Origin of the sequence: Candidatus Nitrosopumilus koreensis AR1 (assembly GCF_000299365.1) — an archaeon.
GTDB lineage: Archaea > Thermoproteota > Nitrososphaeria > Nitrososphaerales > Nitrosopumilaceae > Nitrosopumilus > Nitrosopumilus koreensis.
Genome location: NC_018655.1, coordinates 1,585,132 through 1,604,973 on the forward strand (window position 1 = coordinate 1,585,132; position 19,842 = coordinate 1,604,973).

Consider the following 19,842-nt stretch of genomic DNA (forward strand, 5'->3'; position numbering starts at 1 on the left):
AAATGCTGGATGTATTTGTGTTTGATTGAAGTATAAATTGCCCTATAAAGTCAGTCACGGAAAAGCAATCCAAGTAACATATTCACCTGACGAGGTTTTTTCAAGAATTCAACATGAGGGAATTCAATTTATCGATCTTCAATTTACTGGTTTAACTGGTCATTTTCATCATACCACAATTTCAGCAGACACATTTACTCCTGAACAGATGAGAGACGGGCTACCAAAATTGGATGGTTCATCCATTGTGGGTTTTACTAGTATTGATGATTCAGATTTACTTCTAAAACCCGACCCAAATACATTTGCAATAATTCCATGGATGACAGAAAACAAAACAGCTAGAATGCTTTGTGATGTATATTGGGGAGAAGGTAGAGGCAGATTATCAAGAGATCCTCGTGGAATTTCTCAAAAAGCTGAAGAGTACATCAAAACACAAGGATTTGATTTTAGTACATGGGGTCCAGAGGTAGAATTTTTTGTTTTTGATAAAGTACATTGGGATGTTTTAACACCATACAAAGGACAATCATATTCAATTGAATCTAAAGAAGCACCATGGAGTCAAGAGGGAGATGGATATCCAATGGGATTACAGGAAGGATACTATCCCAGTACACCATCAGATACGCTTACACCATACAGAAATGAATGTGTAAATATTCTAAAGAATAATTTTGGGATTTTATGTGATAATCATCATCATGAAGTTGCAACAGCTGGCCAATGTGAGATTGATATCAAATATGATTATATGACAAATGCGGCTGATGCTGCACAATCTTACAAATATGTAATTAGAAATGTTGCTCAAAAATATGGCAAGGTTGCAACAATGATGCCAAAGCCAATTGCAATGGATTCAGGTTCAGGAATGCATGTTAATGTTAGTTTATGGAAAGGAAAGGAAAATACATTCTTTGATCCAGATGATGAAGACGAACTAAGTCAGACTGCAAGATACTTTTGTGGTGGAATAATTAATCACGCAAAAGCGTTATCAGCAATTTGTAATCCAACCACTAACTCATATCATAGATTAGTGCCAGGTTATGAGGCTCCAGCATACATTGCATGGAGTTCTGGAAACCGTTCGGCAATTGTCAGAGTTCCAAAACATCTCAAAGGAAAAGAATATTCCAATCTAAAGAGATTAGAATTTAGAGCACCTGATCCTTCATCAAACCCATATCTTGTATTTGCTGCAGTTACTGCAGCTGGTATGGATGGACTCAAAAAGAAGACGGATCCTGGTGATCAGGTTCGTGATGATATTTTCAAAATGACAAAATCAGATAGATCAAAGAGAGGAATTGGCGTTCTTCCAAAGAGTTTAGGAGAAGCGTTAGATGAGTTAGAAAGTGATAGAAAATTCCTTAATCCAATTTATACAAATGATGTAATTGATAAAATTATAGAATTAGAAAGAAGAGATCAACGTGAAATTGCCATTAGGCCCCACCCACACGAATTTTATCTGTACTTTGATGTTTAGACTCTTCAACTAATCTGAAAAATATAGTACAATGAAATTGCCATTAGTGCAAATCCACTTCCAAGAAATATTTCTCTTCTTTTTTCTGATGTTGCAGACTTGTACAACAAAACACCACCTGCCAAACCTACAAACAATACCAAAACACCTACAACAACACTATCAAAACTAGTGTTGGTGATTAATGGATGGAAAAATCCTGCCAGTAATGTAAAAAAAGCAATCAAGTAAACATACTTGAAACCAGTAAGGAATTTTGATGAAGTTTTATTCAATGTTGTTCGTAAAAGCAGTTATCAAATAAACTTTTGAAAATTTTCAAAAATAATCTACATCATTCCGCCCATGTCAGGCATTCCACCCATTCCAGGGGGCATTCCACCCATTCCACCCATTCCAGGGGGCATTCCGCCTTCACCGCCGCCAGGTGGACCGCCGGCAGATTTTTGGGTTGCAATTACATCATCAATTCTCAGAATCATACATGCAGCTTCGGCAGCTGCAGAAACAATTTGGAGTTTCACTGCAAGAGGTTCAATAATATCACTAGATTTCATATTTCCAATCTTTCCTTTCATTACATCAATACCTGTCCATTTCTCACCTTTCTGTTGTTTTGAACGTAATAATGTAAGAGTGTCAATTGGATCCATACCAGCATTTTCTGCGAGTGTTAATGGAATTGATTCTAAGGCATCAGCAAATTTTTCTGCAGCTAGTTGTTCTCTTCCTTCAAGAGATTTAGCCCAATTTCTGAGTTTTGTAGCAGCATATGTTTCAGGAGCTCCTCCACCTGCCACAATCTCTGGTTTTTCAATTACATCTTTTACAACCATCAGTGCGTCATGAACAGAACGTTCTACTTCATCAACTACTCTTTGTGAACCTCCACGGAGAAGTAAAGTAACAGATTTTGGATGTTTGCATCCCTCAACAAATACCCACTTGTCTTCCTCAATCTTCCTTTCCTCAACAAGGTCAGCACTTCCAAGGTCTTTTTCAAAGAGATCATCAAGATTTGTAACGATTCTTGCACCTGTTGCTTTTGCTAGTTTTGTCAAGTCACTTTCTTTAATTCTTCTAACAGCAATAATTCCTGCCTTTGCAAGATAATGTTGTGCCATATCATCGATTCCTTTTTGGCACAATACTACATTTGCACCAGAACCAATGACTTTGTCAACCATTGTTTTTAGCATTCTGTTTTCCTCATCTAGAAATGATTTCAATTGTTGTGGATTTGAAATGTTAATTTTAGCATCAGTTTCAGTTTTGTTTATTTCTAATGCTGTATTAATTAAAGCAATTTTAGCATCATTGATTTTTCTTGGCATGCCTCCATGAACAATTTCTTTGTCAAGAACTATGCCCTGAACAATCATTGAATCCTTAATTGAACCACCAGCTTTCTTTTCAACTTTAATATCATCAATATCGACACCATATTTTTCAGAGTCTTTTTCTGCAACAGCAAGTACTGATTTTACAATAATATCGGCAAGTAGATCAGAATCTTTTCTAACAAGTTTAGTTTGCATAGAAGTTTTTGCAATTTTATTAAGAATATTTTTATCATTTGCAGAAATTGTATCTGCAATACTTTCAAGGAATTGTTTGGCTTTTTTTGCAGCTTTTCTATAGCCGTCAACAATAATTGTTGGATGGACATCTTGATCAATCAAGGATTCAGCATTTTCAAGTAGTGCTCCTGCTAAGACTACAGCAGAAGTTGTTCCATCGCCAACTTCATTGTCAGTTGTTTTAGAGATTTCAACTAGCATTTTTGCTGCTGGGTGTTGAACATCAATTTCTTTGAGAATTGTTGCACCGTCATTTGTAATAGTAACATCGCCTAATGAATCAACTAGCATTTTATCCATGCCTCTAGGACCTAGGCTGGTATGAACAATTTCAGCAACTATTTTTGATGCGGCAATATTGTTCTTTTGTGCATCTCTACCTTTAGTTTCTGAACCGCCTTCTTTGAGCAAGACGACAGGCATATTTCCTTTGGAAGTAGCTTGCATACCCATTGATGCAAAAACTCCAGATTCCCCTTTTATACCTTCCAGATCAAGAGTGGATGGTTTACAAACTATCGGTGTTTTTAAATTGGGAAAATCAAGTTGCAAAATATGGTTAAATCACAAAATAAAGAATCTTACAATAAAATTTTTACAAAATTAAAGGAGCATCATAAATGGTTTGAAAACTCAATCCCATTAATTGCCAGCGAGAACATCCCAAGTCCTGCAGTTAGAGAAGCCATAATTTCAGATTTTGGCAATAGATACGCCGAGGGTTGGCCTGGAGAAAGAGTCTATGCGGGTTGTATCTACATTGATGATGTAGAATTTGAATGCATGAAACTGGCTAAAAAATTATACAAAGCAAAGTTTGCAGATGTTAGACCAATTTCAGGTGTTGTAGCAAATCTTGCAGTGTATTCTGCTTTTTCAAATCCAGGAGATGTTATGCTAGCCCCATCTATTCCAGCTGGGGGCCATATTTCACATGGTAAAAAGGAGCATTCTGGAACTGCAGGATTGGTTCATGGTTTAGAAATTGAGTTTTATCCATTTGATGCAGAAGAGATGACAATTGATGTAGACAAAACAAAACAGAAAGTAAAGGAGTTAAAGAAAAGTAATCGGCTTCCAAAAATAGCAATGTTTGGAGGCTCATTATTCTTGTTTCCACATCCTGTCAAAGAGCTTTCAGATTTTCTAAAGAGTTATGATATGCACATCAATTATGATGCAGCTCATGTTGCAGGATTAATTGCAGGTGGAAAATTTCAAGACCCACTTCGTGAGGGAGCAGATACAATGACAATGAGTACTCATAAGACTTTGTTTGGACCTCAGGGGGGATTAGTTCTAGGTTCTGAGAAACATGGGGAACCAATCAAAAAAGCTACATTCCCAGGTCTCACAAGTAGTCACCACATCAACAATATGGCAGGAAAAGCAGTAGCATTTGCTGAGGCTTTAGAGTTTGGTAAAGATTATGCCTCACAAGTTATAAAAAATGCAAAATCACTTGCAGACGCATTAAGTGATGCAGGATTCAAAGTCTTAGGTGAGACCAGAGGATTTACCCAATCACATCAAATTGCTGTCAATGTTTTAGATTATTCTGATGGCGGAAAAGTTGAAGCCGACTTGGAGAAAGCAAACATAATTGTAAACAGACAATTAATTCCGGGAGACATCAAAGCAGGAAGGAATTATTTCCATCCAGGCGGAATCAGATTAGGGGTTTCCGAGATCACCAGACTTGGAATGAAAAAGAATGAGATGCAAGAGATTGCATCATTCATCAAACAAGTAGTAATAGATAAGAAAGATCCAAAGAAATTACTGTCCAAAGTAAAGTCATTTAGAAAGAATTACCAAAAGGTGAAATTCTGTTTTGACAATAAATTAGGCGCATATGAATATGTCAAATTGCGATAATTCAGGCATAGTCTGTAAGAAGTGATTGGTCGCCTGGACTTTTTCCAAATACTAATTCAATTTCATCAGCAAGTGCATGAATCCTTCCCCGTTGATATTCACTAACATCATATTTGTCAACAAGTCTTTTTGCAAGTTTCAAATATTTTTCTACAGAGCCACGAGTTATTGTAGGAATTAGTTTATGGCCACATACACAAGTTTGGATTAGTGGCATACGTCGATAAGATTTACCACATCCAGTACACCTAAAGTTTTGTCTAGCATATGCTCTTAGATTTCCCATAATGTCTGGTACAAGATGAGTTGAAATGACATCTGAAACAATTTCTGAAGTATTTACAGCATCAATCAATTCTGCATTTTTAACTTGCATATCAAATTTGTCTAGCATCGATCCAAGAGTCGAATATGCACTGCGTGATTTTGAAGTTGTAAGAGATGATGTTGAGTGAGTGAAATAATAGTCATAAAACTGTCTTTCTGTTTCAAGTCTAGATTTGATAATTTCAACTGATGAAATATCTGGGGCTTTGACTTGTTGAATTGTTGATTCAAAAAATTCCAAAGGAAATGATTTTGTGACCTCAAGATTATGTGCTTGTGGTTGGGATTCATGTGGTAAAACAAGAGGTTGAACAAGCAGTGGCGCATCCATCAATCCACCTATAGCATCTGAAAGGAATTGTCTTGAAAAATTCAAAAGACTATCCATCAATAACATTATTGAGTCAGCATCGCCGTCTGCGTCCCTTCTTTTTGCTGAATGCCAGTTGGGAGTTGCAAAACAGACATGGGTTTCAGAATATCCAATGATTCTACCTACTATGCCAACTGATGTATGAGGAGCAAGACCAATTACCAAATGTCCAATCAGTTCTTTTGAGTTGTGTACATTGTAAAATGGAGTTTTACCATAGAATTTTTCTAAAAGCGTATCAATGTATTTGCAGATAGAAACAAGATATCTTCCACTTTCATAGGGGATTACCACATCTTGCATACGGAGTTCAACTATCTGTTCAGGATTTTCAAGGGGGTTGCCATCAATATCATGCGTATAACCTAATTCTTTGAGTTTTTCAATTGAGGTTCCAATCCAAGACGGTTTGAATTGTGTGAGAGGTGAGTTTGTCGCATCAAATCTGACAGTTCCATCTTTGAACACTGTAAGTCCAAAGTTTTGTCGGGCAAGTCCTTTTTCCAAAGGTTCGGCAATCTTATCTTGACTGATTAATTCCTTTACTCCCTTGAATGGTTCTTGTGCACGTAAACGGATTTTTTCTTGAGCTTCAAGGAGTTTTGATTTTAATGGAAATTCTTTATGTGAATACGCTAAAGCGGTTCGTTTGCATTTATCACAAAAAGGTTCTTCAAGTGTATCTCTACAATAAGGACACCTATAAGAAACGGTAGTTTTTGTACCACATTTTGAGCATTTTATTCCAATTGATGGTTGGTTACATTGTGTACAATGTCGATTGTAAATGTTAGTGAAAAAGTGTTCATTTCTAGATGCCTTTAACAGATCCCGTGTAGGCCCACCTTTGTCACTTATAGGAAACAACACATGTGTTGGCGGTTTCATCTGTCTAGGTGCAGCCTTTTCTGGTCTTCCAATCCTAACCCCAATAGATGTAGAAAACTTGTTTCTAATTTTAATTCCAGAGGATTTTGAAATTAATTGAGGAACGGATGAATCATTGATTTTAATTTGCTCTCGAAATAATAAATTAAAGAAAATTTTTGCTTCAAGGTTTTCAAGGAGGATGTTATCATTTTCAACTATATGTGGAACTCCTAATGTTTCAAGGATTTTTTTTACTTGTATAGAATATTCAATTGAGGTTTCATTGATTTTTTCAGGTTGTAAAAGTAGGTTGAGTTCTTCGGAGGATATTTTATCCCAAAAATACAGATAGTGTGGGTGAAGAGCCATATCAAAATCAATGGAGATTTTTAATGCTTCATCTATGGTTGGTATTTTATTGAGAAATTGGGTCAGATATTGATCCTTAGGTTCATATTTTTGGAGTTTTTGTTTTAGCTCTTCTATCCAGAATTCTTCTACATATCCTGATGGGATAAGTTGAGCATTATTTTCTAGGAAATCTCCAAACGATATTAGAATATCTCCAAGATGAAGTATTTTTTCAATGTCATTTTTAATTTCTATTCCATGTTTTGTATCTCTAATCTTCACAACATTTCCATTTTTCAGACGAACCACAGGAGTATCAATTGAATCAACAAATGCAACAGTAGAACCTTTTCCTGGAGTATCAATTTTAATTTGAGTTCCGACTGCAATTGTATGATCAAGTATCTCTGCAATTACAGGATGAATTCCGACTGCTGCAAAACCAGTATTACATGCTCTTCCATATCTTAATCGGAATCCGCCTAGTTTGTTAGGCATTGACAAGACTGATCTTCCTGTAATTACCTCATGCATCCTTTTTGTGGCTGCGTCTTCTTGTTTTTCACCAGTTTGAACAGCACCTTTTAGATCATTGAGCCATTCCCAGCCATCAAGATTGTACATTTCAATTCTTTTGAGTAGTTTTTTGGATCTTCCAATAAGACCGTCATTTAGAACACGTAAGGCACCTCCTCGTACTCTATCAGTTTTTATTCGTGCCATAGATTTGTGGTTTACAACCTCATAAGGATCTGTGTCTACACCATCTAGTTCTACAGGTAGATTTGAAATCACATGTTCAATATCTTCATCCAGTATATGGAATTGAAAACTACTTGCCTCTCTTTCATAGATTCTTAATTCCTCGACAAACCTGCCTGTTTCATCATCAAAAGAATTGGCTTGAAACTTTGCTAATCCGGCTGTCTTTCTAACATGATCAGCTATCAACATCGTAACGGCTGATTCTGTTCCTCCTGCTGAACGCATAGGGCCTGCAATAGAGACTGAAAGATATTCAGAGCCGTCTTTGTTTTTCTTTATCTTAACTTCACTGATTCCTTGTAAAGGAGCAATGGTAACTCCTTCAGTGACGATTGCCAATCCGACACGAACCGCCAAGTCAAGTTTTTCTTCCAAAGTCGAATCAGGTAGAGAGTATTTTCCTTGTGCAATCTCTTTTGATAGAATTAGTGCAGAAAGTTCTTTTCCATTGATTTTTAAGAGTTCTCTTAGAGGTTCAGCAATATCAATCTCATGCATTTTTGCTACACGATCAGCAAGATCAAATGCGATTTTCGGCTCAATTATGCCTGAGGAATCAACCAAACTGGATTTTGCAGATGCTGCAGCTTCAAAAATAGAATATGTTTCTGTGGACAAGTTTGAGTAATAATCAAGATAGTAATCAGGCATTTTGATGCCACTAATACGAGAAATTGCATCGTTTTCAGACATACTAGAGTTCTATCACTTGCTTCTTTGAATTGCTTTTGCTATTTCTTGGAGTTTTTTAAGACTACCACCTTTTTCAAGGAATGTGCCTATTACCAATGCATCAGCTCCTGCTTTCACTAAACTTTGGGCAGTTTTTACATCCTTAATGCCCCCACCTACAATCAAAAATCCATTAAACGTGTGTCTTACAGTTTTAACCATCTCTGGGGTGACACTAGATTTTGCACCAGAACCTGCCTCAAGATATACAAATCTCATTCCAAGAAATTGGGCTGCAAGTGCATATGCTGCGGCAATTTTGGGTTTTTCAAATGGAATGCCCCTTGCAGAACCAACAAACCATGCAGATGTTCCATCTCCAATTACAAGATATGCTGTTGGAAGTGGTTCTAGACCAAATTTGAGAACGCTTGGAGCCCCCAAAGCTTGGGCTTGGGAAATAAAATATGGATTCTCTGAGTTCATCAAAGAACTGAAAAGTATTGCATCTGCTTCAGGCACGACACCTGTAACATTACCAGGAAACAAGATTATTGGGATTTTGATGCCTTTTTTGATTCCTTTTACCACTTGTGCCATCTCTATTTGATCTGTAGCAGAGGAACCTCCAACTAAGATTGCAGACGCACCAATTTTTTCGACATCTTTGGCAAGTTTGGCTGAAGCTTCTAAGTTTGATACCTCAGAATCTATTAGAATAAACAATAGTGCGTTTTTCTTTTTTAATTCTGATTTCAGGAATGTTTCGACTTTGTTTCCAGCCATAGAAATGGTTCGTATGTGGCTCTTTAAAGTTTAATTGGAATGCAATTATACAGATTTGTATAGCTATGACAGGGTTTGAAGAATCTAATTTTAACAACATTATTAAAAAAATTATCAAAAAATCTTTGTTTACGGAGCGACAAATTGAAATTATTTTAAATCAAAAGAATCTTCTTGATTCAGAGTTTTCCATCTCAAAAGGTGCGTATTATAGGCAAGTTGGGCAGTCTAGGGAGAAATTAGTTGCATTATTCTATTCAATCATACTTTTACGTGGTCTAGGCATCATTTTGCCTGATGATATAGACGTGATATCAAAGCTTTCTGAGCAGATTAGTGTGATAAATGAGAGTGATATATTCCCAGAAAGGGAAGATGAGGTCATTGATGTGATTGACAGGCTTGTTAGGCAGGCATGTAATGTGTGATGTTGTGAGAATTGTTCATCAAACAAGTTGAATTGTTTGTGATAAGGTATGTGAGTTTGTTAATCTAAAGTGTGAAATAATGTTGTTCTATCACGATAAATCACGATACAGGCATGTAATGTGTGATGTTAGTTGAAATTCCGGACCCAGAAGTGATTTTGGGTGTGATTTTAGCCTTCATAGTAGGTTTGGGAGGGTTGTATGGATACTATAAGATTCGTCCATTCATAAAATCTAGGAGTGATATGGTTGATGCATCACAATCTGAACGTTTGGAGTATTATGAAAGGCAATTAATTGACATGAAAATACGCCTAGATGCATTAGAAATACAGGGAATTGAGCAAAAAACAGTGGATCCAAATTTAGAATTAAAGCAATTCTTGGAGAAATTAACAAAAAATGAAGTTAAGAGTAAGGAAAACCCAATATCACAAGAGTCACAACCAACATCTGAAAAACCAATATCCACGCCTAAAAGTTCCAATATTGAGCACACAAACCCTACCAATCATGTGTTGCATTTAATCACAAACAAGGATATGACATCACGTGACATACAAATCACATTAAAGAAGAGTCGAGAACACACTTCAAGATTGATGAAAAAATTGTTTGAAGAAGGACTTGTTAACAGAAATACACAAACCAAACCATACACTTATTCTATTACTGAAAAAGGAAAAGAAAAGGTTGAGGAAGTCGAAACAAACCCAGTTGTTGTTTGAAGATATTTTTCCAGTTTTCCCAAAGTCATTTTGTATAATTTTAGGCTAAAATTACAGGTTTTTATTATTAATTATAATTTACATAATTTATTAAATTATATATATTATTAAATTATAGTCATAATATGTCCGTACAAGAAAATGAGGTTTTAGTAAAGATTACATCTGCAGGAACTATTTCTATTCCAAAACAGTTTAGAAAGTATATGGACATTCAAAAAGGTGAATATGTTAAATTGATTTTGGGAAAAGACCGTCTTATTGTTAGAAAAATCATTATTTCTTGATCAGTTAGTGTTGTTTTTGGCCAATTTTTATGGTTTGGTAGGTCCATTCTCTACCATTTCTAATCCTATCCACCCTACCTTTTGATGAAAATCTGGATAAATATGTAGAAATTACACTAAGTTTGATAGGTTCATTGAATTCATCTTCGTATTTCTCAAGAATGTTTGTTGATGTGAATTTTCCCATTGGGAAGAATTTATCTACAATATGCCAAATTTTAGAGCCTACAGAATCTATGTTTGTTGTTTCTTGCTCTTCTTCTATATTCATCAAATCCATCATTTCAAATATCTTCAAGACTTTTTCCCTAGTCACATTACCTTCTAATTTAATATCATAACGTGCACCATCAGTATCTTCCATATCTATACGAATACGTTTTTTGGCCATAGGATCTATTCGATCTGATGTTAACAGTTCAAATGATCCGCGAATTTTTGTTAACTAAGTGGTTTGTTAACGTTGACTGTGTAAGCCACGCCTAGTCATTATTTTGTTATTAACAACTGATTATAATTAATTCCCCCAAACCATAGATTAATCACGCCTGGAGTGGAAATAAAGGGGTTATTTTTACCATATTCACACTGTTAACGTCAATCTTAACGCCTGGAGTGGAAATAAAGGGGTCAAAATGGGGTTTTTTTGTAATTCCTTAACAAGAAATTAACAGTTTGTTAACACCAAAACCCACACACCATTATTTCCACTCTTCTTTTTTTAATTATTTTTTTTTGGGGAAAAAACAAAAACAAACTAAAAATAATTAATTACAAACTAAACTACAATTACTATTCTATTCTTTACTCTCTTAATTTAGATATGGATATGATGATATTGATAGGAAACAAAGGTGTGTGAGTATGTCGGACCCAATTGATAGGTTGTTAGATGCCGCTGAATCTGGAAAATCAATTATTAAAAACAGAGAAATCCTACATTTTACCTATATTCCAAAAACCATCCAACATAGAAATGATGAACAGGAGCAGGTTACCCAATCTCTATTACCAATTCTTAAACAATCCAGACCATCAAACCTTCTAGTATATGGAAAACCTGGCACCGGCAAAACACTTGTTGTTAAAAAAATTATTTCAAAAATTCAAGAAAGGGTAGAGAAATCGAATTTCCCAATAAAACTAATCTACTCTAACTCAAAAAAAGAGACCACACTTTATGGATTATTAGTAAGTTTTGGCCGTCAATTAGGATTAAATGAAAAAGAATTACCCTCAACTGGTTTGGCTATTAGTGAGGTTTTCAAACGAATCCTAAATAATATTAATCAAGAAAAAACCAATGTAGTCTTTGTAATTGATGAAATTGATTATCTTGCAGAATTGGTTTCAAAAACTGGCAAGGATATACTTTACCAACTAACTAGAGCCAATGAAACTCTTAACACTGGTTCACTAACTTTGATTGGGATCTCAAATGACTTGACCTTCAAAGAAAAACTAGATCCTAGGGTGATTAGTGGTCTTGGAGAAGAGGAAATTGTCTTTACAAACTATAATGTTGAACAAATCAAAAAGATTCTAGAGGAGAGAATATCTGAGGCTTTCGAGGCTGATTCTGTAGACGAATCAGCACTAAATCTATGTGCTGCTTTGGCAGGGGGGGAGCATGGTGATGCAAGACGAGCAATCGATTTGATTAGGGTTGCAGGAGAATTAGCCGAAAGGCAACAATCAGACAAAGTCACTGAAAACCATGTCCGAGAAGCCTCTCAAAAAATTGAAGAAAATAAAGAAGAAACATCCCTCAAATCATATCCTCTGCATGAGAAACTAGTCATACTTGCTATAATGAAGGCTAATGGTTCATCTACTGGAGAAATCTATTCATCATACAAAAATCTCTGTAAAGTAGTAGGGCGAGACGAACTTACCCAAAGAAGAATTACTCAAATGTTAAGTGAGATTGAACTTTCTGGGATAATCTCTGGAAGACTAGTACACCAAGGAATTCATGGTAGAACCAAAAAATACAAACTAACAATTCCATCTGAAATGATAAAAAGACCTTCAAAGATGATTTAACTTTGCAAGATATTGTCTAGATTAGAATTATAATTTTGGTGGAAAACCTGAAAGGTCTTCAAATTTACTAACAAAGCAATACCTGGATTTGGAGTCATTCCAACACTTGCCTGAAATGGTGTCTGTTTTTGCCAAGAGCCTGAATTAACCAATAATATTCCCTTGTACATATCTAGTTGAGCCTTATGGACATGGCCTACATGAAAAATATCTGGTATGTCCTCTATTACCATAAGATCCTGCATTTCAGGAGCAATTGGGGTCTGACTGCCATAAATTGGACTCAAATGTCTGGCTCTCAGAAGATGTTTCATAACATTTGTTGGTTTGTCATAACTTAGACCAGGTGTGGTCTTGACAATATCATCAATACTTTGTCCATGAAACATCATAACTTTAACCCCATTCAATGAGACAACAGCTGGATTTCCAACCATGATCACATTCTCTCTATCCCACAATCCTGAGTTGTATTTTTTTGGTATTGCTGGTTGAGGAAGCGCTCTTCTTCCCGGATCGTGATTTCCAGGCATTATGACTATTTTGATATTTTTTGGAATATTCTCGATCAAACCTTCCACTTTTTTGAGTTGTTCCTCAATGGTTTGACAAACTAATTCCTTGTTTTGATTTGGATATATCCCAACTCCATCTACCACGTCCCCACAAATTAAAACAAATCGAATTTTTCTAGCAACAGGATCAGGGCTTGATATCCAAGAAACAAAGTCTGTAAACTCTTCTTCCATGAAATATTTACTTCCAATATGCAAGTCAGACAGAAATACTGCATATGCTTCTGACTCTGACTTGTTTGTGGCCTGATCAGGAATATCTGGCAAAATTAAATCCTTTATGATAAATCCAGAATTTTTCCCTGTACTGACCCTTACCATGACAAATTGGTCGATCAAAAGCGTGTCTGCATTTTTTTGTAACTCCTCATCAAAAATAACCCCTTCAAATGAGCCTGACGGATCCTCTAAAATCAACTTTGTTATGTTTCTCTCGCTATTTCTTGCAGTTACAAGACCACAAACATACATGTCATCCTTAGATCTTTCATTTTTTACAAAAGTTATAGACTTTAACATCCTAGCTTCTGGCCTGTCTGAAATTATTCTTTTTAGTTTGTTAAAACGGCTAGAAAATAATGCGTTATACCCCTTTACACCCTCACCAGTTGCTATTTTATCCGTAGGGTCCAACAAAATCTTAATTTCAGTTTCTAGTGATGGATCATCTTTGATTCCAAGATATGTTTCTAAATCATCCTGATTTATCTGAAATAATTTCTGTTTTGTTTTTTCTCTGACAATTTCCTTTATGATTCTCTCTAGTTTTCTTACATCAACATTTTCTAAGATCTTAAAAGCGTCAGGATGAATCTGGAATCCTTTGTTAAGTGCATAGTTTAACGCAAAGGACAACTCCTTTTTCATATCAAAAACTATGGTTTGGTTTAATTAAATCTGCGCCTACGCCGAACCCTCAAATATTGTTCTAATTGTATTGTTTTGTGAATAAACTCCGGATTTCATTATTTTTCATATTTATGGGAATCTTTGCAGGTGCATATCACCTTGGTTCAATATCTACAGTTAATGAAGAAGAAGCAAATACCTTCATGTCTGAATTTGAAGAGTTGGTTCTAGATATTGATGCATTTGGAATTTTTACTCATAATACAGCAATAGCACTACCAATGTTTATTCCAGGATTTGGTGTTGGGTGGGGGATTTTTTCGGCCTGGTCAACAGGGTTTGCATTTGCAGCTATTGCCACAACAACTCCTATTTTAGATGATATACCTCCTCTTACCATTCTGTTTTTATCTCCATTTGGATTAATGGAGTTGACAGCATATTCTTTAGGAATTTCTAGAAGTTTCATTTTGATCAGAGCAATATTCAAAAAAACCAATCTCAAACAATTCATTAAACCCACTGCAATTGAAATTGGAATTGTGGTTGGATTGCTTTTAGCAGGAGGATATCTGGAATTTTATATGATTGAACTTGCTCAAGAACAAGGCATGCAAATGCCTGGGTTAGACCTCTAATTTTTTAGTATTTGCCTATTGAGTCTAAAATAATTTAGTAGCAAATTATAAACCAAATTAAAAGACAAATTTGTTGTGAAGTTAGCTATATCGTTATTAGCATTATTTGTAATATTCTCAGGATATTTGTTCAATAACTCCTATGCAGAAATTTCTGAAAATCAGGCATTACTTTTAGAGGGTTCTGGATTTGCCGTAACCGAAGAACAAATCAAATTTACTGAAATTGATCTAGGTATATCCTCTCATGAACAGCGTGGTAGCACAATTAATTTTGTAATTGAAGATGGGTTTCTTACACTAGATGATGAGGAATTTATTATTTCAGAACTGGAAGGGAAATTTTTGCGTGAAGGCCGTTATATTAGAATTAATGGAAATATAGAAAGTTCTGATGAGTTTGATACTACCATTAGTTTCTTTGGAAGACTAGTTGCAGAAAGCAAAGACGCATCAATCTATGGTTTTACTGGTAGAATTACAACATCTGATGACACATACAAAATCATTTACACTACAAAATTATCTACATTATCAAAAATTGTTGAAGCAGATACAATAGAGGAACCAAAAGGACTTACAATTAGTATCCTTAAAGGCGCTTCCTTGAAAGGTGTTTCAGATAGTTATATTGGATTAATAGGTAGTTCAGCAAAATTAGGATATTTTTCAAATGATAGAATCTCAATAGAACCTGGCACAACAATTACTATGATGAATAACGATGTTGTATCTCATAGTATTCTCAGTGGAAAAGAAAATTACGGTGATAGACATAATCCATTTGATCCAGATGGAAGAATTTCAACTGGAGATATTGCACCAGGAAAATCAATCAACATAACGTTTCATGAAGCAGGATTCTACAGATTATATGATCCAGACTATCCTTGGATGAAAATTATTGCATATGTATTTCCAAGTTCAGATTCTTTAGTTCTTAGACAAGGCCAGAATCTAGGAAACTAGTTTTCCCATTGCCATCTATAATTCATGTATGAATCTAGGTTTGATTGATTAAATACCATGACTGATAAATCTGAAAATTCTTTTCCTTCCAAATCTTTTACAGTTCCTGTAAACCTAGTCTCGTTTTCAGTAGTTATTGCTTCAAAAACATGAACCTTTATCTTTTCAGTATCAAATCCATTCTTACGAAGATAAACTGCAATTTCTGATGGCATAAAATGCTTGTCTGGTTGTTTTGGCCAAGGTCTTGGGACTAAAACAACACTAAATCCATCAATCAATGCTTTTTGCAGCTCTAATTTTTTGTCTTCAATTGGAGTTGTTACATGCATTGTAATTACTTTGGATTTATCAAGTGGTACTTGTGCTTTTGATGCTGCCACTTGGATTGAACTAATTCCTGGAATAATTTCCACTTTTCCAAAAATTTCTATTAGTCTATCGACAACTTCTGATTCTGAAAAATTTACATCTCCTGTGAATGGTATTACCAAAGTCTTATCTCCTAATTTTGGAAGGATTTCTTGATATGATTTTTCTTGATCATTCATTGTAATCTCATGAACATCTTTGCCTTGGAGAAGATGTTCAATTGTTTTTAGAGTGTATTTGTACCCAATAACAATATCACAACTTTGAATAATTTCTCTTACAATTTCTGTTACGTATTTTGGTGAACCTGGACCAACACCAACAGCGAAAACTTTTCCCAATTTTACTTTGTAAATTTCTGTCTGTCTTTAATATATTGCACAAAAGGTGCCCAATCTACCTTCATGTATTTTGTAGGCTCTTTTGCAGGATATTTTACCCAATCTTGGGCAACAGAGTATTGAAACTTCTCTTTTTTCCCATTTTTTTCATATTCTAATTGTAAAACACTGCCCCAAGTCTTTTCCTCAAAACTAATACTGGAAATATCGTCAAACCCTAATTCCACATTTCGTTCATCTTCTACATCATTCATCAATTCATCCTCGTCATATCCATCATGACGAATCATCGTATTTTTTGATTTGATAAAATTTATCACCTGTCTTTGAGTAATAGCTTTCCACCATTTCATTTTGGCTTCTGTCTTGTGAATAAACATTAGATGTTTATCAGTAAGGACTAACATTCCTTCTTTGCCTCCAATTGATAGAAATTTTCTTGATTCTCTCCACACTGATACAATATGTGCCTGAATCTTTTCATCAGGTTGCATATCGATAATCTATTTGACTTTGTTAAAAACTAATACAATTGGCTTTTAAGTGAGATCCATAGGGGAAAAATATTGAAGAAAATATTTCTTGCAATTACATTTTCGTTACTTTTTGTGGGAGTTGTAAATCAAGCAACTGCTCAATCAGTTGAGTTTAATCCAATTCAAATAATGGATCCAGTAGTAATTATTGAAACTAATTTAGGGAAAATTGTAATAGGGTTTTTCCCAAATGATGCGCCAAAACATGTAGAAAATTTTCTTAAATTGTCGACTTCTGGATTTTATGATGGAACACTTTTTCATAGAATAATTCCAGGTTTTATGATCCAAGGTGGTGATCCAAACACAATTGATGGTGATCCAAACACTTGGGGAACCGGTGGCCCAGAAAAAAGATTGGATGCTGAGTTTAACACAATCAAACATAATCGTGGAATTGTTTCAATGGCAAGATCTGCTGATCCAAATAGTGGTGGTTCACAATTTTTCATAGTTCACCAAGATTCTAATTTTCTTGATGAACAATATACTGTGTTTGGAAGAATTGTAACTGAAGAAAGTTTTGAAACACTTGACAAAATTGCAGCAGTTGAAACTAATGAAAAGGATGCCCCTGTAGATCCTGAACAGGTTAGAATAACTAAAGTTACAGTTGTCAGCCGATCTGAAATTCCTGACTTGATTGAATTAACAGAGCCTGACCGAATTCAGACTGATGTTTTACCACCTACTGGAAACCAACAATTCGAAAGTGAAGAATATGATATTGCATTTGATGTACCTGAAGGCTGGCTCTTACAACAACCTGAAAAAACACAAGAAAACTCACCTGACTTTGTTGCAGTAGGACCTAAAGTAGGAAACATGAATCCTGTCTTTTCCTTAACAATACTTCCTACCGAACAGAAAACTTTGGATGATCTTATTGTGGAAAAAACTGATCAACTAACAGAAGTTATTGAATCAGGACAGTTGAACCTAATTTCAAAGGATAAAACCACAATTAATGGAAACGATGCATATGTAATTAATGCAGAAGGGCTCTTTTCTGCTAATGGCCAAAATTATAATGTAAAATTCAAAGAAGTTACCATTTATGATTTGGATAACTATTACACATTTTCATATAGTAACGGAATCGATGATTTTGATTCACACCTTGAAAGATTTGATAAAACAATAGATTCTTTCAAAAAATTATCTGAAGAAACACCAACTAATGGAACTGATGAAAATGGTGGGTGTTTGATTGCAACTGCTACATTTGGCTCTGAGATGGCACCACAAGTACAACAGCTAAGAGAACTTAGAGACAATACCCTTCTTGCAACAGAATCAGGAACTACATTTATGACAACTTTTAATCAATTCTATTATTCATTCTCGCCAACCATTGCTGATCTAGAGCGTGAATCCCCACTGTTCAAAGAAATTGTAAGATTATCAATAACTCCAATGTTGTCTACCCTTTCAATTCTAAACTATGCTGAAATTAATTCTGAACACGAGATGATCTCTTATGGTGTAAGTATTATTCTAATGAACATTGGAATGTATTTTATTGCACCTGCAATAATCATCTATAAAATTAGAAAACTAAACTAATTACCAAACATCATCAACTTCATCAAGAACCTTGTATTCTTTTTCTGGCTCACGTCTCATGAATTTCAATCTTGAGATGTCTCTATCAAAAATTGCATCAGCTACCCAATCAAGAAACACTCTAACTCGTTTATTCCATGTTGGAATTTTTGAGAGGTAGATATTTCTCCAAAGGAACCATGCAAAAATTCCATGAATATTCATTCCCAAAAATGATGCAATTCCAGTTCTTTTTCCAATAATTGCCATCTGACCTTTTGATTCGTATGTAAATTCAGTTTTTTCTCCATTTCTAATTAAAGCATGAAGATTTTTTGCAGCAATTTTTTGCTTGAGCTTCTGCAATTTGTGCAGTTGGAGCAAATGGCCTTTTAGTATTAGGATCTATAAATAATGCACAATCTCCTATTGCAAACACGCCTGGGAAATCATTTACCTCTAAATTTTTATCAACAATGATTTTTCCCTTATCTGTTTTGAATAATGATCTTTTGATGGTATTGACCGGTGTTACACCTGCAGTCCAAATTACAGTCTTTGATTGAATTGAACTTACAATTGAATCGTCAATTGCATCTTTATCAACATCTAATCTCTTTATCATGACCTCATCACCATTAAAACTGGTTACAGCTGTTTGCAACTTAATTTCAATTCCATGTTCTGTTAGTTTTTTTTGTGCAAACTTTGCAAGACTTTCAGAAAAACCTGGTAAGATATTTGGTAATGCCTCTAAAACTACAACTCGAATATCTTCTTTTTTGATATTTGGATAATACTTTCTGACATCCAGTAAGAGATCCACTATTTCTCCTGCAGTTTCAATTCCTGCAAATCCTCCACCAACAACGACAAAAGTTAGAAGACTGTGTTTTAGAATTGGGTTGGTTTCATTTTCTGCCTGCTCTAACATATCTATCATTCTATTTCTAACCATAACTGCATCGTTGAGTGTCTTCATTTGATAGGCATTTTTTTCAAGATCACTCATTCCAAAAAAGTTAGTTTCACTCCCTAATGCTACTACAAGAAAATCATAATGGAGTGAAATCCCTCTCTTGTTGCCACTTCCCCACAAATTTACAATCTTTCCGTAAGGATCAATGTTTTTGACTCTACCTTCATAGAAAATTGCTTTTTTTGTAATTGTTCTAATTGGCATAACGATATGTCTGGTTTCAATCATTCCGGATGCCACTTGGGGCAACATTGGAGTGAATAAAAGAAAATTATCCTCACTGACTAAAACAATTTCAATTTCTGAATCATTTTTGAAATATTTTTCTAATTGCCTGGTGCACTCTAATCCTGCAAAACCGCCACCTAAAACGACAATTTTCTTCTTATTTCGAGCCATTTGCTTACCCCAGAAAAATACTGAATATATCCTATAAGCTTATTTTCTCA

17 protein-coding genes and 1 pseudogene are annotated in these 19,842 nt (G+C 35.0%); 9 read left to right on the forward strand and 9 right to left on the reverse strand.

The genetic code is table 11. The features are described 5' to 3' along the window. Positions 1-37 precede the first annotated feature (37 nt). A complete protein-coding gene (gene glnA, locus NKOR_RS09460) occupies positions 38-1,498 on the forward strand; it encodes a type I glutamate--ammonia ligase (protein WP_014964127.1) in 1,461 nt (486 codons plus the stop codon). Between the two features lie 5 nt (positions 1,499-1,503). On the opposite strand, the gene NKOR_RS09465 is transcribed toward glnA, so the two are convergent. Further along, the gene (locus tag NKOR_RS09465; RefSeq protein WP_014964128.1) at positions 1,504-1,773 is read right to left on the reverse strand and encodes a hypothetical protein; all 270 of its coding nucleotides are present in this window, start codon (positions 1,771-1,773) and stop codon (positions 1,504-1,506) included. A gap of 54 nt (positions 1,774-1,827) precedes the next feature. Then, positions 1,828-3,531: a thermosome subunit beta gene (thsB, locus tag NKOR_RS09470; RefSeq protein ID WP_026089918.1), complete on the reverse strand. Its 1,704-nt coding sequence runs from the start codon at positions 3,529-3,531 to the stop codon at positions 1,828-1,830. 102 nt (positions 3,532-3,633) lie between these two features. Between thsB and NKOR_RS09475 the strand changes: the two genes are divergently transcribed. Then, complete coding sequence (locus NKOR_RS09475; RefSeq protein ID WP_016939435.1) at positions 3,634-4,956, forward strand: serine hydroxymethyltransferase; 1,323 nt, start codon at positions 3,634-3,636, stop codon at positions 4,954-4,956. A 1-nt stretch (position 4,957) separates the two neighbouring features. Here NKOR_RS09475 and NKOR_RS09480 read toward each other — a convergent pair whose 3' ends face one another. Together NKOR_RS09480 and NKOR_RS09485 are read right to left on the reverse strand one after the other, a co-directional pair. After that, entirely contained in the window at positions 4,958-8,335 is a 3,378-nt protein-coding gene (locus NKOR_RS09480) for a DNA polymerase II large subunit (protein WP_014964131.1), read from the reverse strand. A gap of 12 nt (positions 8,336-8,347) precedes the next feature. Then, complete coding sequence (locus NKOR_RS09485) at positions 8,348-9,100, reverse strand: phosphoglycerol geranylgeranyltransferase (protein WP_014964132.1); 753 nt, start codon at positions 9,098-9,100, stop codon at positions 8,348-8,350. A 65-nt stretch (positions 9,101-9,165) separates the two neighbouring features. Between NKOR_RS09485 and NKOR_RS09490 the strand changes: the two genes are divergently transcribed. The 3 genes from NKOR_RS09490 to NKOR_RS09500 all read left to right on the forward strand — a co-directional run bounded on the left by NKOR_RS09490 (position 9,166) and on the right by NKOR_RS09500 (position 10,543). Next, entirely contained in the window at positions 9,166-9,528 is a 363-nt protein-coding gene (locus tag NKOR_RS09490) for a hypothetical protein (protein WP_014964133.1), read from the forward strand. Between the two features lie 125 nt (positions 9,529-9,653). Further along, positions 9,654-10,256, forward strand: coding sequence for a winged helix DNA-binding protein (locus NKOR_RS09495; RefSeq protein ID WP_014964134.1), 603 nt, complete (start codon positions 9,654-9,656; stop codon positions 10,254-10,256). A gap of 125 nt (positions 10,257-10,381) precedes the next feature. After that, positions 10,382-10,543, forward strand: a complete 162-nt coding sequence (locus NKOR_RS09500; protein ID WP_007402644.1) for an AbrB/MazE/SpoVT family DNA-binding domain-containing protein — start codon at positions 10,382-10,384, stop codon at positions 10,541-10,543. A gap of 4 nt (positions 10,544-10,547) precedes the next feature. On the opposite strand, the gene NKOR_RS09505 is transcribed toward NKOR_RS09500, so the two are convergent. Then, positions 10,548-10,934, reverse strand: a complete 387-nt coding sequence (locus tag NKOR_RS09505) for a hypothetical protein (protein WP_016939436.1) — start codon at positions 10,932-10,934, stop codon at positions 10,548-10,550. 473 nt (positions 10,935-11,407) lie between these two features. Between NKOR_RS09505 and NKOR_RS09510 the strand changes: the two genes are divergently transcribed. Next, positions 11,408-12,589: a Cdc6/Cdc18 family protein gene (locus tag NKOR_RS09510; protein WP_014964136.1), complete on the forward strand. Its 1,182-nt coding sequence runs from the start codon at positions 11,408-11,410 to the stop codon at positions 12,587-12,589. Here the strand turns inward: NKOR_RS09510 and NKOR_RS09515 are convergent. Beyond that, positions 12,586-14,031 carry a DNA-directed DNA polymerase II small subunit gene (locus tag NKOR_RS09515; protein ID WP_014964137.1) on the reverse strand — a complete coding sequence of 482 codons (1,446 nt, stop codon included), beginning with the start codon at positions 14,029-14,031 and terminating at the stop codon, positions 12,586-12,588. The two genes, NKOR_RS09510 and NKOR_RS09515, sit on opposite strands and share 4 nt — an antisense overlap. A gap of 77 nt (positions 14,032-14,108) precedes the next feature. Between NKOR_RS09515 and NKOR_RS09520 the strand changes: the two genes are divergently transcribed. Both NKOR_RS09520 and NKOR_RS09525 read left to right on the forward strand, forming a co-directional pair. Then, positions 14,109-14,651 (forward strand): stage II sporulation protein M, encoded by a 543-nt coding sequence (locus NKOR_RS09520; RefSeq protein WP_255348571.1) that lies wholly within the window; start codon positions 14,109-14,111, stop codon positions 14,649-14,651. Positions 14,652-14,726: 75 nt separating this feature from the next. Beyond that, entirely contained in the window at positions 14,727-15,620 is an 894-nt protein-coding gene (locus tag NKOR_RS09525; RefSeq protein WP_026089919.1) for a cupredoxin domain-containing protein, read from the forward strand. Here NKOR_RS09525 and cbiE read toward each other — a convergent pair. Both cbiE and NKOR_RS09535 read right to left on the reverse strand, forming a co-directional pair. Then, complete coding sequence (gene cbiE, locus NKOR_RS09530) at positions 15,617-16,333, reverse strand: precorrin-6y C5,15-methyltransferase (decarboxylating) subunit CbiE (protein ID WP_014964140.1); 717 nt, start codon at positions 16,331-16,333, stop codon at positions 15,617-15,619. The two genes, NKOR_RS09525 and cbiE, sit on opposite strands and share 4 nt — an antisense overlap. A gap of 2 nt (positions 16,334-16,335) precedes the next feature. Further along, positions 16,336-16,827 carry a hypothetical protein gene (locus NKOR_RS09535; protein WP_014964141.1) on the reverse strand — a complete coding sequence of 164 codons (492 nt, stop codon included), beginning with the start codon at positions 16,825-16,827 and terminating at the stop codon, positions 16,336-16,338. A 72-nt stretch (positions 16,828-16,899) separates the two neighbouring features. Here NKOR_RS09535 and NKOR_RS09540 point away from each other — a divergent pair, with 72 nt between their 5' ends. Beyond that, on the forward strand, positions 16,900-18,435 hold the full coding sequence (locus NKOR_RS09540) for a peptidylprolyl isomerase (protein ID WP_016939859.1): 1,536 nt from the start codon (positions 16,900-16,902) through the stop codon (positions 18,433-18,435). On the opposite strand, the pseudogene NKOR_RS09545 reads toward NKOR_RS09540, so the two are convergent. Further along, positions 18,436-19,792: pseudogene (locus NKOR_RS09545) on the reverse strand (NAD(P)/FAD-dependent oxidoreductase). Positions 19,793-19,842 lie beyond the last annotated feature (50 nt).

Coding starts and splice junctions, on each gene's coding strand:
- NKOR_RS09515 (WP_014964137.1), bottom strand. CDS start 14,031: ATGAAAAAGGAGTTGTCCTTTGCGTTAAACTATGCACTTAACAAAGGA.
- NKOR_RS09485 (WP_014964132.1), bottom strand. CDS start 9,100: ATGGCTGGAAACAAAGTCGAAACATTCCTGAAATCAGAATTAAAAAAG.
- thsB (WP_026089918.1), bottom strand. CDS start 3,531: ATGGGTATGCAAGCTACTTCCAAAGGAAATATGCCTGTCGTCTTGCTC.
- NKOR_RS09490 (WP_014964133.1), top strand. CDS start 9,166: ATGACAGGGTTTGAAGAATCTAATTTTAACAACATTATTAAAAAAATT.
- NKOR_RS09505 (WP_016939436.1), bottom strand. CDS start 10,934: ATGGCCAAAAAACGTATTCGTATAGATATGGAAGATACTGATGGTGCA.
- NKOR_RS09480 (WP_014964131.1), bottom strand. CDS start 8,335: ATGTCTGAAAACGATGCAATTTCTCGTATTAGTGGCATCAAAATGCCT.
- NKOR_RS09500 (WP_007402644.1), top strand. CDS start 10,382: ATGTCCGTACAAGAAAATGAGGTTTTAGTAAAGATTACATCTGCAGGA.
- NKOR_RS09510 (WP_014964136.1), top strand. CDS start 11,408: ATGTCGGACCCAATTGATAGGTTGTTAGATGCCGCTGAATCTGGAAAA.
- NKOR_RS09535 (WP_014964141.1), bottom strand. CDS start 16,827: ATGCAACCTGATGAAAAGATTCAGGCACATATTGTATCAGTGTGGAGA.
- NKOR_RS09495 (WP_014964134.1), top strand. CDS start 9,654: ATGTTAGTTGAAATTCCGGACCCAGAAGTGATTTTGGGTGTGATTTTA.
- NKOR_RS09475 (WP_016939435.1), top strand. CDS start 3,634: ATGGTTAAATCACAAAATAAAGAATCTTACAATAAAATTTTTACAAAA.